The organism is Rhizobium sp. CFBP 8752 (assembly GCF_014842035.1).
Taxonomy (GTDB): Bacteria; Pseudomonadota; Alphaproteobacteria; order Rhizobiales; family Rhizobiaceae; genus Neorhizobium; species Neorhizobium soli.
The window spans coordinates 301,466-315,351 of record NZ_JACYUZ010000002.1 but is presented as its reverse complement, the minus strand read 5'-3'; the positions used below and the strand labels follow the sequence as shown (position 1 = coordinate 315,351).

The following is a 13,886-nucleotide window of genomic DNA, read 5'->3' as shown; positions in this document are numbered from 1 at the left end:
CCAATTTCGGTAAAATCAGACGACGCCAGGAGCGCCGCACCATGACCATGATTTTCGGCATTCCGCTCCAGGCTTTCCTCGGACAGCTCCTGATCGGCCTGATCAACGGCTCTTTCTACGCACTCTTAAGCCTCGGTCTTGCGGTCATCTTCGGGTTGCTGCGGGTCATCAACTTTGCCCACGGCGCGCAGTATATGCTCGGCGCTTTCGTTGCCATGCTGATGCTGCAGTATTTCGGCATCAACTACTGGTTCGCGCTCGTTCTCGCACCTCTCGTCGTCGGCCTGTTCGGAGCAATTACCGAACGCTTCCTGCTGTCACGGCTTTACAAACTGGACCACCTCTACGGCCTGCTCTTCACCTTCGGATTGGCGCTCACCATCGAGGGCACGTTCCGGTATCTCTACGGTTCGTCGGGCCAGCCCTATTCGGTTCCGACGCAGCTTGCCGGCGGCACCAATCTCGGCTTCATGTTCCTACCCATCTATCGCGGCTGGGTGGTGGTCGTCTCCCTGGTCGCCTGTATCGGCACCTGGCTTTTGATCGAAAAGACCAAGCTCGGCGCCTATTTGCGGGCAGCCACGGAAAACCCGATCCTGGTGCAGGCGTTTGGCGTCAACGTGCCGGTGCTTTTGACACTGACCTACGGGCTCGGCGCGGGCCTTGCCGCCTTTGCCGGCGTTCTGGCGGCGCCGATCTACCAGGTCTCGCCGCTGATGGGGTCCAACATCATCATCGTGGTCTTTGCGGTCGTCGTCGTCGGCGGCATGGGATCGATCATGGGTGCGATCCTGACCGGCTACATGCTCGGCATCGCCGAGGGCCTGACGAAAGTGTTTTATCCGGAAGCGTCGAGCATCGTGATCTTCGTGATCATGGCGATCGTGCTGCTTCTGCGGCCAGCCGGTCTTTTCGGCCGGGATGTTTAGGGAAGGATGCCAGAGATGAGCGACATCATCCACACCGCTGCCCCGCCGCGCATCGAGAGATCGGGCACAGCCACGAAAACCTACGCGATCTTCATCGGGTTGGGACTGGTGCTGCTCCTTGTTGCACCGCTGTTCTTCTACCCGATCTTTCTGATGAAGCTTTTGTGCTTTGCGCTATTTGCCTGCGCGTTCAACCTGCTGTTGGGTTACACGGGCCTGTTGTCCTTCGGCCATGCGACGTTCTTCGGCGGAGCCGCCTATTTTACTGCCCATGTCGTAAAGGTCTGGGGTCTGTCGCCGGAACTCGGCATTCTCGTCGGCGCATTCGGAGCGGCCGTGCTTGGCCTGATCATGGGCTTCTTTGCCATTCGACGGCAGGGCATCTACTTTGCGATGATAACGCTTGCGCTTTCGCAGATGTTCTTCTTCTTCTGCCTGCAGGCGGAATTCACGCATGGCGAAGACGGCATCCAGTCCGTGCCGCGCGGCCACCTGTTCGGCTTTATCGATCTCAGCGAAACGACGAACATGTACTATTTCGTGCTGGCCGTCTTCTTGATCGGCATGGCGATCATCTGGCGGTTCATCAACTCGCCCTTCGGCATGATCCTCAAATCGATCCGCGAAAACGAGCAGCGCGCCATCTCGCTCGGCTATTCCGTATCCCGCTACAAGCTCGGCGCCTTTGTCATGTCGGCGGCGCTTGCCGGGCTTGCCGGCGGAACCAAGGCGCTCGTCTTCCAGTTCGCGACGCTGACCGATGTCGGCTGGCAGATGTCCGGCGAGGTGATCCTGATGACGCTGCTTGGGGGCATCGGCACGCTGATCGGACCGATCTTTGGCGCCGGGCTTGTCGTGGCGTTGCAGAACTACCTCGCGACCTCGGAATTTCCCGTCACGATCATCACCGGCGTGGTCTTCATGGTCTGCGTCCTCCTCTTCCGGCGCGGCCTGATCGGGGAATTCTACGCCTCGCGGCTTGGCCGAAAACTGGGCTTCGAGCATCGCCGCTGATTGGCTGAAGATCATGGAAACCTACGACTACATCATCATCGGTGCCGGAAGCGCCGGCTGCGTTCTTGCGAACCGCCTTTCGGCCGATAGCCGCAACAGCGTGCTGCTGCTGGAAGCCGGCGGGACCGACAACTATCACTGGGTGCATATCCCGGTCGGCTATCTCTATTGCATCAACAACCCGCGCACCGACTGGTGTTTTGCCACCGAAAAGGAAAAAGGCCTCAACGGCCGCTCCCTGTTTTATCCGCGCGGAAAGCTGCTCGGTGGCTGCTCCTCGATCAACGGCATGATCTATATGCGCGGCCAGGCGCGCGATTACGACCTATGGCGGCAGATGGGATGTGCCGGCTGGGGCTGGGACGACGTGCTGCCGCTGTTTCGCAAGAGCCAGGACTTCTACAAGGGCGGCGACGATCTGCATGGCGAAGGCGGCGAATGGCGGGTCGAAAAGCAGCGTCTGCACTGGGCGGTGCTCGACAGTTTCCGCAAGGCGGCGGAACAGGCGGGCATCCCGATGATCGAGGATTTCAACCGCGGCGACAACGAAGGCTCAAGCTATTTCGACGTCAACCAGCGTTCGGGCATTCGCTGGAACACCTCCAAGGCCTTTCTGCGGCCCGCGATGAAGCGGCCGAACCTACGCGTCCTCACCAAGGCGCATGTCCGCCGCCTGATCATCGAAACCGGTGAGGTGAAAGGCGTCGAGTTTCAGCAGAATGGCGTGTCGCAGGTGGCTCATGCCCGTCGCGAGACGGTGCTTTCGGCGGGCGCGATCGGGACGCCGCATGTGCTCGAACTCTCAGGCGTCGGACGCGGCGAGGTTCTGGCGGACGCCGGGGTCGAGATGGTCAAGGAGGTGCGACAGGTCGGCGAAAACCTGCAGGATCACCTGCAGCTACGGCTGGTCTACAAGGTCACCGGCGTGCCGACGCTGAACGAGAAAGCCTCTCGCTGGCTCGGCAAGGCTGCGATCGGGCTGGAATATGCGCTGAAACGCTCAGGACCTATGTCCATGGCTCCAAGCCAGCTCGGGATTTTTACCCGGTCGGGTCCGGACAAGGAAACGGCTGATCTCGAATACCATGTCCAACCGGTCTCGCTGGACCGCTTCGGGGATCCGGTTCATGCTTTTCCGGCAATCACCGCAAGCGTATGCAATCTTCGCCCCGAAAGCCGCGGTTCCGTGCATCTGAAAGGCCCGGATTTTGCAGCAGCGCCGGCGATCCGGCCGAACTATCTTTCGACAGCTGCCGACCGCAGTGTCGCGGCAAGTTCGATCCGGCTGACCCGCAACATCGTCGCGCAGCCTGCTTTCGCCCGCTACCAGCCGGAAGAATACAAGCCGGGACCGGCGTACGACACGGATGCAGATCTGGAGCGCGCTGCCGGCGAAATAGGAACGACGATTTTCCATCCCGTGGGCACGGCCCGGATGGGGTCGGATCCCGATAGCGTCGTCGATCCGCGACTGAAAATGAGAGCACTCGGCCGGCTGAGAATTGCCGACGCATCAATCATGCCCGCCATCACATCGGGCAACACGAATTCTCCGACGATCATGGTTGCCGAAAAGGCGGCGGCGATGATCTTGGCGGACAATCGGTAAGGGGGGACTATGAGCAAGGTTGCATTCGTTGGACTTGGGAACATGGGCGGGCCGATGGCGGCCAATCTCGTCAAGGCGGGACATGACGTCTGGGGCTTCGATCTTTCGGAGGCGAGCAGGAATGCCGCAAGCGCGCGTGGCGTCAACGCGGCAAGCACCCTCCCCCAGGCTGTGCTGAATGCAGACTGCATTATCACCATGCTGCCCAAGGGCCAGCATGTCCTCGCCGTCTGGTCGGATCTGGCATCCGTGATCCCCGAGGGAACGCTGCTCATCGATTGTTCGACCGTGGACGTGGAGAGCGCCCGCAAGGCGCATGCTCTGGGCAGCGCGATGGGTTGCCTCTCTCTCGATGCTCCGGTGTCCGGGGGAACGACCGGCGCGGAAGCGGGCACGCTGACATTCATGGTGGGCGGCTCGGAGAGTGCGTTTGCGTCGGGTAAGGCTATCCTCGAAGCCATGGGCCGCAAGATTGTCCACTGCGGCGGCGATGGTGCGGGTCAGGCTGCAAAGATCTGCAACAACATGATCCTCGGCATCTCGATGATCGGCGTCTGCGAAGCGTTCGGCCTGGCTGAAAAGCTCGGCCTCTCGCATCAGGCGCTGTTCGATGTCGCCTCGACCTCATCGGGCCAGTGCTGGTCGCTGACGACCTATTGCCCCGTGCCCGGTCCCGTGCCGACATCGCCTGCCAACAACGACTACCGCCCCGGCTTTGCCACGGCGTTGATGCTGAAGGACTTGCTGCTGTCACAAGAGGCAGCACAACAATCCGGCGCTGCGACACCGCTCGGAGCCCACGCGGCCGACCTCTACGCCCAGTTCGAGGCAGCCGGACACGGCGGCGAGGACTTTTCCGCCATCATCCGGATGCTGCAGGAGATACCGCGGGAATAAGATGGTTTCGGAGTTGGAACGCCGGCATATGCCGCAAATTCAACCGGATATGCCGGTCAGCTCCTTCTGAACTTTAAGCAGTGACGGAATATAACGGTCAGCGACAGCCTGCATCGGCTCCTCTGACGCGGCTAGCCCGATGTTCAGCGCGGCGACGACCTGGCCGCGGGGGCTGAATAGCGGGACGGCCAGAGAGCGGAGGCCGATTTCGACCTCCTGATCGATGCAGGCATAACCGCGATCACGGATGCGGAGCAGTTTGCCCTTGAGTGTTTCGATGTCGGTCACGGTCTTTGCGGTCCTCGCCACGAGCGGCTTTGATGAAAGGAGATCTTCTGCCTGCTCGACAGGAAGTGCTGCCAGCATCACCCGCCCCATAGAGGTGCAGTAGGCTGGAAGGCGTGAGCCCGGCATCAGCGAAATCGACATGACCCTGCGCTGCGCGGCCCGCGCGACGTAGACGATGTCACTCGCATCAAGAATGGAAACGGATGTGCTTTGGCCTGTCTGTTCGGACAGGTCATCGAGCCAGGGCTGCACGATCTTCGGCAATGGCATCGCTGCCAGGCATCCCGTTCCCAGTCGCAAGACGCGGGGGGTGACGGTGAAGAATTTTCCGTCATAGGCGCAATAGCCGAGTTCGGAGAGCGTCAGGAGGCATCGTCTCACCGTCGCGCGATCATAACCGGTGAGCTGTGAGGCTTCGGCGATGCTGAGACGCGGTCGCTCGGCAGAGAAGGCTTCTATGACCTTGAGGCCCTTTGCCAGCCCGCCCATCATGTCTCTCGTCTTGACGTCCACCAGAGCCTCATTTTGTGCGATAATCGTACAAAGAGACGATATCGCACAAATGGTTTGCCGTCCATCCTTATGGGATTTAGTTGTTTCTGCAGCGGGATCGGTTTGCGGAGGATACTGATGGATAAAACAATTCGGACTTTGGCTGATGCCGTGTCCAAGATCACCGACGGTGCCACGGTGATGATCGGTGGTTTCGGAGGCTCCGGTGCGCCGATCGAACTCATCCACGCGCTGATCGACAATGGTCCTAAAAACCTGACCGTGATCAATAACAACGCCGGGAACGGACGCATCGGTATTGCGGCAATGATCGATGCGGGCATGATCGCGAAGATGATCTGCTCCTTCCCTCGCTCGTCCGATCCGCGGGCTTTTACCGATACCTATCTGGCCGGAAAGATCGAGTTGGAACTCGTCCCCCAGGGCACGCTTGCCGAGCGGATCCGCGCAGGTGGCGCCGGCATACCGGCCTTCTACACTCCGACGGGTTATGGAACGGAACTGGCCGAGGGCAAGCCGGTCGCCGAGTTCGATGGACGACAATTCGTGCAGGAGCGCTGGCTCAAGGCCGACTTTGCCATCGTCAAGGCGCATCTGGGCGACACCCATGGCAACCTCACCTATCGCAAGGCCGGCCGGAACTTCAATCCTCTGATGTGCATGGCGGCGACCACCACCATCGCCCAGGTCTCGCAGATCGTTGAACCCGGCGACATCGACCCCGAACACGTGATCACGCCCGGCATCTTTGTCGATGCGGTGGTCGAGGTTTCAAACCCTCAGCAAGAAGAAGAACTCATCCGGGCCGGAGTGGCCTATGCCGGAGGAATGAGCGCATGAGCGGCGAAACTCAGACACTGGACACCCGCGACGACATCAAACTGTCGAACACGCAGATCGCCTGGCGTGCCGCGCAGGATATCGAAGATGGCGCCTATATCAATCTCGGGATCGGTTTTCCGGAAATGGTCGCCCGCTATCAGCCGCCCGGCAGACAGGCGATCTTCCATACGGAAAACGGCATCCTCGATTTCGGCGAGCCTCCGGCAGCCGGTGAGGAAGACTGGGATCTGATCAACGCGGGCAAAAAGGCCGTCACGGTCAAGCCCGGCGCGGCTTTCTTTCATCATGCGGACAGCTTCGCCATGGTGCGGGGCGGCCATCTCGACGTTGCAATCCTCGGCGCCTATCAGGTGGCGGAAAATGGCGACCTCGCCAACTGGCGCGTTGGCTCCAAAGGCGTGCCGGCGGTCGGCGGCGCGATGGATCTGGTGCATGGTGCCAAGCAGGTTTACGTCATCACCGAGCATGTGACGAAGGACGGCAAGCCGAAACTTGTCTCCAAATGCACATTTCCCCTGACTGGCGTCGGCTGCATCACGAGGGTCTATACGAGCCATGCGGTGATCGATATCGCGGACGGCCGTTTTGTCCTGCGTGAAAAGCTCGCCGCAATGACCATCGAGGAATTGCAGGCGATGACCGGCGCGCAGCTCCATGTGGACGGCGTTGTTGCTGATCTTGTCGTACCGGCGCTTTGAGGAGAGATCGATGACCGAAGCATTTATCTGCGACTATATCCGTACCCCGATCGGTCGTTTCGGCGGCGCGCTGTCATCGGTCCGTGCGGACGATCTGGGCGCTGTACCTCTTAAGGCACTGATGGAGCGAAACGCTGCCGTCGACTGGGAAGCGGTCGGCGACGTGGTCTTTGGCTGCGCCAACCAGGCGGGCGAAGATAACCGGAATGTCGCGCGCATGTCGCTGCTGCTTGCCGGCCTGCCAGTGTCCGTATCCGGCACGACGATCAACCGTCTCTGCGGATCGGGCATGGATGCCGTGATCACCGCTGCCCGCGCCATCAAGGCCGGCGAAGCCGACATCATGATTGCCGGTGGCGTGGAAAGCATGAGCCGCGCTCCGTTCGTGATGCCGAAGGCCGAGACCGCGTTTTCACGCAACGCGGAGATATACGACACCACCATTGGGTGGCGTTTCGTCAATCCGCTCATGAAGAAGCAGTACGGCGTCGATTCCATGCCGGAAACCGGCGACAATGTCGCGATCGATTACCATGTCTCTCGCGAGGATCAGGACGCGTTTGCAGTGCGCAGCCAGAACAAGGCGTCTGCCGCCCAGCAGAACGGCAGGCTAGCAAGAGAAATCAAAGCCGTCAGCGTTCCGCAAAAGAAGGGCGATAGCATCATCGTCGACAAGGACGAGCATCCCCGCGCAACCAGCTTGGAGGCATTGGCTAAACTCCGGCCGGTGAACAAAATGGAAGGCGGCACGGTCACTGCCGGCAACGCATCCGGCGTCAATGACGGGGCAGCGGCACTGATCATCGCCTCGCAGGAAGCGGCCCTAAAATATGGCCTGACGCCGATTGCACGCATCCTCGGCGGCGCTGCGGCTGGCGTTCCGCCACGGGTGATGGGCATCGGGCCTGCGCCAGCGACGCAGAAACTCTGCGCACGCCTCGGCTTGTCGCCGCAGGATTTCGGGATTGTCGAGCTAAACGAAGCCTTCGCCTCTCAGGGCATCGCCGTTTTGCGCGAGCTCGGAATCCCCGATGATGCGGAGCATGTCAACGCGAATGGCGGTGCGATCGCGCTGGGTCACCCGCTCGGCATGTCCGGAGCACGCATTGCCGGAACCGCGGCACTGGAGCTATCGCTGGGTAGTACGCGATACGCGCTTGCCACGATGTGCGTCGGCGTTGGCCAGGGGATCGCCCTCGCCCTGGAACGGGTTTAGCGGATTGCAGCCGGGCCTCGAACTCAATTCGAGGCTCTCGGCAACCATTGGCGGCTGTCGCTGTTGATAGTGGAGGCGCGCGGCGAGTCCGGATAGCGTCTCCCCCTCGAAAACTCGTAAGGATCGGCAGCATGAACGAACCGCAGGAGTTTGCGCACAGCACCAATGGAGATCGGTGGTTTATAGAGCCCGCTCCCGAGAACCAGCACCCAACAGTTATTCACCGTGGCAACTTGCCGTCCGGTGGCCACGAAACGCGGATTCCAGTGGACGTGTTCTTAAGTCAACACCCACGTGGCCCCGAGCACGACGCGCTTGAGCGGATGCTATCTGCACTTCCCGTGAGGAACTCCACGATTGAGACTGGGACTGCGTCCGGCCTGTCGATGCTGGCCCATCAGTATCTGCGTCTCGGTGGTCGTCGCAGCGCTACGCGTGCATGGGGAACCGATACCAAAGAAGCTGAGGATTTCTGGAACGAGAATATCGCTGTGCTCGACGCCGTGGGAAGGCGTGAAGTCGAGACGTATCTGCCGACGATCGGAGGTCCGTGATCTCTGGTCGACTATAGCAGTAGTCGTAGCCACGGGCATCAAACAAGATCGGCCGCGCAGGCTGCGGGCCGAGTTCATTCGATGTCGGGCTGGTGTCAGGCCTTCTTGGCGCGCTTGGCAATCAGGGCAGCAGTCGCAGAGGCGCGGTCTTCAATTTCTTTTGCAAGGCGCGCAGCCTTGAGCCGAGCCGTCTTTGAGTCACGTTCGGCGACGTGTGCGTTTAATTCTGCGACCGCTTCGACGCGGGAGAAAAACTGGGTCTGGGTCTGAGCAAATGCGGCTTCCGCACGCTCGCGCGACTTCGACATTGTTTCCGTCATTTCTTATCCAATCCTGGCGGTAGACGCCAAATAAGAAGGCCGAGCACGTATGCTCGGCCCTCACCAACTGCTACTTCGACAGTGCCAGTACATCCGTGGTCAAAGCGAAGCAAAAATCGAATTAAGCAGCCTGAAGGTTGCAGGCCGACATCTTGCCCGACTTTGCGTCGCGCTCAAGTTCGTAGCCCAGCTTCTGGCCTTCGACGATTTCGCGCATTCCGGCGCGCTCGACTGCGGAGATGTGAACGAACGCATCAGCGCCGCCATCGTCAGGCTGAATGAAGCCGAAGCCCTTAGTGGAATTAAACCATTTTACTGTGCCGGTGGTCATAGTGAACCCTTTCAAAGCATAGAGAAGGTATCTGCAAAACGAGATCTTGCAGAAGGTGATAGCGATTTGTTTTGAAGAGGAAGTTCGCTCAGGCGCTTCGTTCGAAGCGCAATAACCAAAGATCAGCAAGCAAAATATCGATAAACCACAAATAGCGGCTACGCTCCCGAAAGTCAACTTTTAGTTTCCCCGGCCCGACTGGAGCGCTTTCGAAGAGGCTGAGTGAGCGACAACGGAACCGATTGTGGATCAGCTTGTTTCTGCTCAGAACGCTAGACTGGAGATCAAACCATGCAAGAAACACGTCGCCCGACACCTCCCCATCCCGCCCAGCATCAGGACCCGCCAGGCCAGACCGCATTGATGGATCCGGCGCCGGATCATGGCGAACACTCCTACAAGGGCAATGGTCGTCTTGAGGGCAAGGTCGCGCTGATCACCGGTGCTGACTCGGGCATCGGCAAAGCTGTGGCGATCGCATTTGCCCGCGAAGGCGCGGATATCCTGATTTCGTACCTCAGCGAACACGAAGACGCTGAAGACACGGCGAAGTGGGTTCGCGAAGCAGGCCGCAAGGCAGTGGTCGTTCCCGGAGACATCAAGTCGGAGGAGCATTGCAACGCGCTCGTAAAGCGCACGGCCGATGAGCTCGGAAAAATTGACATCCTCGTCAACAATGCCGCCTTCCAGCGCACCTATGCCACCATTACCGATATCACTGCGGAAGAGTGGGACGAGACGTTCCGGACCAACATCTACGCACCATTCTTCCTATCGAAGGCGGCTGTCCCTCTGATGAAGCCGGGTAGCTCGATCATCAACACGACGTCGATCCAGTCGCGTCAACCTTCGCCACAGCTTCTCGCCTACGCCTCGACCAAGGGTGCCATCTCCAACTTCACGGCTGGTCTTGCCGAAATGGTGGCAGAACATGGGATCCGGGTGAATGCCGTCGCGCCAGGCCCGATCTGGACGCCTCTCATTCCCTCAACCATGCCGGCTGAAAAGGCGGCGAAGTTCGGCGAGCAGACCTTGCTCGGTCGTGCGGGCCAGCCAGCCGAATTGGCAGGTGCCTATGTTCTCTTGGCGTCCGACCTTGGCAGCTACATGACTGGCGCCGTCATTCCGGTGACCGGCGGCGAGATCATGATCTGATCCGTTCATTGTCGTTCGGTTTCGGGAAGGCTCGCTCCTCTCCCGAAACCGCTCTCGAAGAGCGAGTTTCGGTACCCATAGAAACACGAGCGGGATCAGAGGATGTCTCGATCCCCAAACAAACAAGCAAGGAAAACCCAATGGCCGATCATTCCCAGTCGCCGGCTGCCGCTTCTCTTCTTCGCGAACAGGCAGCACAACGCGCCCGCACTCCAGACGAAGTCCTGCAACAGGGCCTCGAAGAGACCTTCCCGGGTTCCGATCCTGTTTCATCTTCGTCCACTGCCACAGGCTTTGGCGGCCCGAGCACGAGTTCAGACGAACCGCTTGTCGATGGAGCGCTGGCATCGGTCCACGACCGCGACAACTCGGCAACTGCCAAAGCACGAGATACGCTGACAGCCCTGCGCGCCGAGCTCGAAAGTCTGAAGGACAGAGCCGTAGAGCCGGCAACCTACCGCGAGTACGCGAACGAACCCCGCCTTATTGTGGACGACATCAAGCGCGGCATCCAAAGATCTCCAATCGGAGCCGTTGGGCTTGCGGCGGCTATCGGATTTCTGTTGGGCATCACGCGATAACCACGCTCAACCATAAGTATTTGTGACGAAAACTGGAACACCCAGCATTTCCGCCCGTTCGTTCACTAAGAGATTACGCAAACGTGTTCATGAACGGAGAATGGAAATGGCTTTCAATGTTCTGATTGTCGAAGATCAGCCAATTATTGCAATGGGTCTGGAAGACGCTGTCGAAGCGTTGGGGCACCATTCGATTGGCGTGGCGAGAAACAGAGCGGAAGCCACGTTGCTTGCGGCCACAGCGGATATGGCTTTGGTCGACGTCAACCTCGATGACGGTCCAACCGGGCCAGGCATCGGGCGCGACCTCGCAATCGCCGACATCACCGTCTTGTTCATGACGAGCGATCCGGGCGCGCTGGGGGCGGGCGTGAAGGGAACGCTTGGCGTGATGGAGAAGCCGATCCTCGATCTCGAGGTCGTGAAAGCAATCCAGTACGTAGCGGACAGACGCGCCGGGATCGAGGGCACGTGCCCGCCGGACCGCCTCAGAACGTTTCCCGTCATAAAGCAGTAAGGACCGGCGTCGTCCCGATATAGTGTCGGGGCGACCATTAGCCGCTCGCAGCGCGTCGTCTATCAATTATCCGTCGTGTGCCCGAATAATATCGAGGAACGCGTCGCCATAGCGCTCAAGTTTCGCTTGCCCGACGCCGGATACACCAAGGAGCGCGTCGTGGGTTGTCGGCCGCTGCGTTGCAAACGCGATCAGCGTCGCATCGGCGAATACGACGTAGGGAGGGATCGCCAGATCCTTCGCAATCGTCATTCTCATCTTGCGCAATGCCTCAAACAAGACCGCGTCGGTTTCTCCCAACTGCGACCTTGGGTTTTTCGAGCCGGCCGTTTGCCCTCGTGGCGTCTTGCGGCCGGTCACCGGGTCCTTGCGGAAACGGACGGTCCGCTCGTGGCGGAAGACATCGCGTGCCGAAGGCTCCAGTTTCAAAGCTCCGAAAGCCTGGTGATCGACGCGCACCAGGCCTGCGGCAAGAAGCTGGCGATAGACAGACTGCCACGTCTTTTGTGCCAGATCCTTTCCCGCACCGAAGACCGGCATGTCCACATGGCCAAAGCGACGTGTCTTTTCGTTGTCATTGCCGAGCAGGACATCGATCAAATGGCCGGTACCGAACCGTTCCTCTGTTCGATACACAGCAGCGAGCGCCTTGATGGCGGCCTCGGTTCCGTCCCAGGTGTCCACGGGCTTGATGCAGGTATCGCAGTTTCCGCAATGCCCCGCATGCTTTTCTCCAAAATGTGCGAGGATCGCCTGTCGTCGGCAGCCGGCCGTCTCGCAGATCGCAAGCAACGCATTGAGCTTGGCGCGCTCGACCCGCTTGACGTCGTCGCCGGACGTGCCGTTGTCGATCATCCTGCCGCGCTGAATGACGTCGGCCATCCCGTAGGCCATCCAAACTTCGGACGGCAGACCGTCACGACCGGCACGGCCCGTCTCCTGATAATAGGCTTCGACTGAGCTCGGCAAATCGAGGTGCGCGACGTAGCGTACATCGGGTTTGTCGATGCCCATCCCGAAGGCGACGGTCGCGACGAGGCAGAGGTCTTCCTCTTTCAAGAAGGCGTCCTGATTGGCATCGCGAACCTCCCGGTCCATACCCGCATGGTAGGGCAACGCGCGGATGCCTTGCGCACTCAGCCACTCCGCATTTTCCTCGACCTTCGCGCGCGACAGGCAGTAGACGATACCGCTCGATCCCTTGTGATTCTCCAGGAAGCGCAGCAACTGCTGGCGCGGCTGATCCCGCTCGACGATCTCGTAGGCAATATTGGGGCGATCGAACGATGCGGTGAAGACCCGGGCATTGCGCAGGGTGAGCCTGTCGATGAGATCTTCCCGCGTATGCGGGTCGGCGGTCGCGGTCAGCGCCATACGCGGCACGCCCGGGTAAAGGTCGGCGAGTTCACCGAGCTGCCGATACTCCGGGCGAAAATCATGCCCCCATTGCGAGACGCAATGCGCTTCATCGATTGCAAACAGCGCGACCTTGGCGTCTCCGATCAACTCACGAAACCCTGACGTCACGATCCTCTCGGGGGTCACGTACAGCATGTCGAGCCTGCCGGCCGCCAGCGCGCGTTTGACCTCGCCGAACGTTTCCCGCGGCATGGAGGAATTGATCGAGGCGGCACGGACGCCAATCTGCTTCAACGCTTCGACCTGATCGCGCATCAGCGCAATCAGCGGCGAAACAACGATGCCGACGCCGTCGCGGCAGAGAGCCGGGATCTGAAAGCACAGAGATTTTCCTGCGCCCGTCGGAAACAGCACAACCGCGTCTCCGCCCGAAACAACATGGCGAACGACAGCCTCCTGGTCGCCGCGAAAGGAAGGGTAGCCGTAAACCTTCTGCAAAACCCCGACCGGATCCGCCTGCACACCGCTTTTGCGTTCACCATCTTGGCTGGTTGATTTCGCTTGCATGAGCTCGTTCCGCCTCCATCCTTGCTCGCGAGCCATCTCACACGGCACGACCTTTGCAAAGCCCGCCGACGCAGATATCGCCATTATCCATCAAGCGGTTCGTGCCCGAATGACATTGAGGCACGAAACAAATGACCTGATAGAAAATATCAATCGACACACCCCTAGATTTAAGGGGGCAGCGGGATCGCGACCGCGTTGCAAAATTAGCAAACGATAATATTAGATACCGATAATTTGAACACTTTAGGAACATTCTAAAAACCTGTCGGCACCGTTCAAAACGGATTGCCAGACGGTCATAGAGAATATCTATCATATTCTGGTCGAAGCAGTCACCATACAGCTACTCTGAAACCGTTTGCAAAAACTGCGGACAAGCCGGCTCTCATGGGCCAGCTTTCTCAGGCCTCTCCGAAACAAAATGCCCGGCTCGCGATTGCATCGCAACATCGTGATGAAACACCACCGTACGATTTGCCGCCTTCCGCGTTA

The 13,886-nt window shown here is 59.7% G+C and carries 15 protein-coding genes; 11 read left to right on the top strand and 4 right to left on the bottom strand.

From position 1 onward, the window contains the following. Positions 1-41: 41 nt before the first annotated feature. The 4 genes from IFT59_RS14665 to mmsB are packed head-to-tail and all read left to right on the top strand — an operon-like array spanning position 42 to position 4,449. Positions 42-929: a branched-chain amino acid ABC transporter permease gene (locus IFT59_RS14665; protein ID WP_062459730.1), complete on the top strand. Its 888-nt coding sequence runs from the start codon at positions 42-44 to the stop codon at positions 927-929. Positions 930-944: 15 nt separating this feature from the next. Next, positions 945-1,943 carry a branched-chain amino acid ABC transporter permease gene (locus IFT59_RS14660; RefSeq protein ID WP_062459725.1) on the top strand — a complete coding sequence of 333 codons (999 nt, stop codon included), beginning with the start codon at positions 945-947 and terminating at the stop codon, positions 1,941-1,943. A 13-nt stretch (positions 1,944-1,956) separates the two neighbouring features. Further along, complete coding sequence (locus IFT59_RS14655) at positions 1,957-3,552, top strand: GMC family oxidoreductase (RefSeq protein ID WP_192087510.1); 1,596 nt, start codon at positions 1,957-1,959, stop codon at positions 3,550-3,552. 9 nt (positions 3,553-3,561) lie between these two features. After that, a complete protein-coding gene (mmsB, locus tag IFT59_RS14650) occupies positions 3,562-4,449 on the top strand; it encodes a 3-hydroxyisobutyrate dehydrogenase (protein ID WP_192087334.1) in 888 nt (295 codons plus the stop codon). Between the two features lie 39 nt (positions 4,450-4,488). Here the strand turns inward: mmsB and IFT59_RS14645 are convergent, their stop codons facing one another. After that, entirely contained in the window at positions 4,489-5,250 is a 762-nt protein-coding gene (locus IFT59_RS14645) for an IclR family transcriptional regulator domain-containing protein (RefSeq protein ID WP_192087333.1), read from the bottom strand. Between the two features lie 117 nt (positions 5,251-5,367). Here IFT59_RS14645 and IFT59_RS14640 point away from each other — a divergent pair, with 117 nt between their 5' ends. From IFT59_RS14640 to IFT59_RS14625, 4 genes are all read left to right on the top strand, one after another. Continuing rightward, positions 5,368-6,090, top strand: a complete 723-nt coding sequence (locus tag IFT59_RS14640) for a 3-oxoacid CoA-transferase subunit A (RefSeq protein ID WP_192087509.1) — start codon at positions 5,368-5,370, stop codon at positions 6,088-6,090. Beyond that, a complete protein-coding gene (locus IFT59_RS14635) occupies positions 6,087-6,791 on the top strand; it encodes a CoA transferase subunit B (protein ID WP_192087332.1) in 705 nt (234 codons plus the stop codon). Before IFT59_RS14640 ends, IFT59_RS14635 begins: the two co-directional genes overlap by 4 nt. 10 nt (positions 6,792-6,801) lie before the next feature. Next, entirely contained in the window at positions 6,802-8,007 is a 1,206-nt protein-coding gene (gene pcaF / locus IFT59_RS14630; RefSeq protein ID WP_192087331.1) for a 3-oxoadipyl-CoA thiolase, read from the top strand. 131 nt (positions 8,008-8,138) lie between these two features. Continuing rightward, the gene (locus IFT59_RS14625) at positions 8,139-8,561 is read left to right on the top strand and encodes a hypothetical protein (protein WP_192087528.1); all 423 of its coding nucleotides are present in this window, start codon (positions 8,139-8,141) and stop codon (positions 8,559-8,561) included. A gap of 95 nt (positions 8,562-8,656) precedes the next feature. Here the strand turns inward: IFT59_RS14625 and IFT59_RS14620 are convergent, their stop codons facing one another. Beyond that, the gene (locus IFT59_RS14620; RefSeq protein WP_062459699.1) at positions 8,657-8,881 is read right to left on the bottom strand and encodes a hypothetical protein; all 225 of its coding nucleotides are present in this window, start codon (positions 8,879-8,881) and stop codon (positions 8,657-8,659) included. A 121-nt stretch (positions 8,882-9,002) separates the two neighbouring features. Continuing rightward, positions 9,003-9,212: a cold-shock protein gene (locus IFT59_RS14615; RefSeq protein WP_062459695.1), complete on the bottom strand. Its 210-nt coding sequence runs from the start codon at positions 9,210-9,212 to the stop codon at positions 9,003-9,005. A gap of 291 nt (positions 9,213-9,503) precedes the next feature. Between IFT59_RS14615 and IFT59_RS14610 the strand changes: the two genes are divergently transcribed. The 3 genes from IFT59_RS14610 (at position 9,504) to IFT59_RS14600 (ending at position 11,465) form a co-directional block, all read left to right on the top strand. Beyond that, on the top strand, positions 9,504-10,367 hold the full coding sequence (locus tag IFT59_RS14610; protein ID WP_082471776.1) for an SDR family oxidoreductase: 864 nt from the start codon (positions 9,504-9,506) through the stop codon (positions 10,365-10,367). A gap of 140 nt (positions 10,368-10,507) precedes the next feature. Then, entirely contained in the window at positions 10,508-10,948 is a 441-nt protein-coding gene (locus IFT59_RS14605; protein ID WP_192087330.1) for a hypothetical protein, read from the top strand. A gap of 106 nt (positions 10,949-11,054) precedes the next feature. After that, on the top strand, positions 11,055-11,465 hold the full coding sequence (locus IFT59_RS14600) for a response regulator (protein ID WP_244631553.1): 411 nt from the start codon (positions 11,055-11,057) through the stop codon (positions 11,463-11,465). A 66-nt stretch (positions 11,466-11,531) separates the two neighbouring features. Here IFT59_RS14600 and recQ read toward each other — a convergent pair whose 3' ends face one another. Next, entirely contained in the window at positions 11,532-13,391 is a 1,860-nt protein-coding gene (gene recQ / locus IFT59_RS14595; protein WP_192087329.1) for a DNA helicase RecQ, read from the bottom strand. Positions 13,392-13,886: the final 495 nt, after the last annotated feature.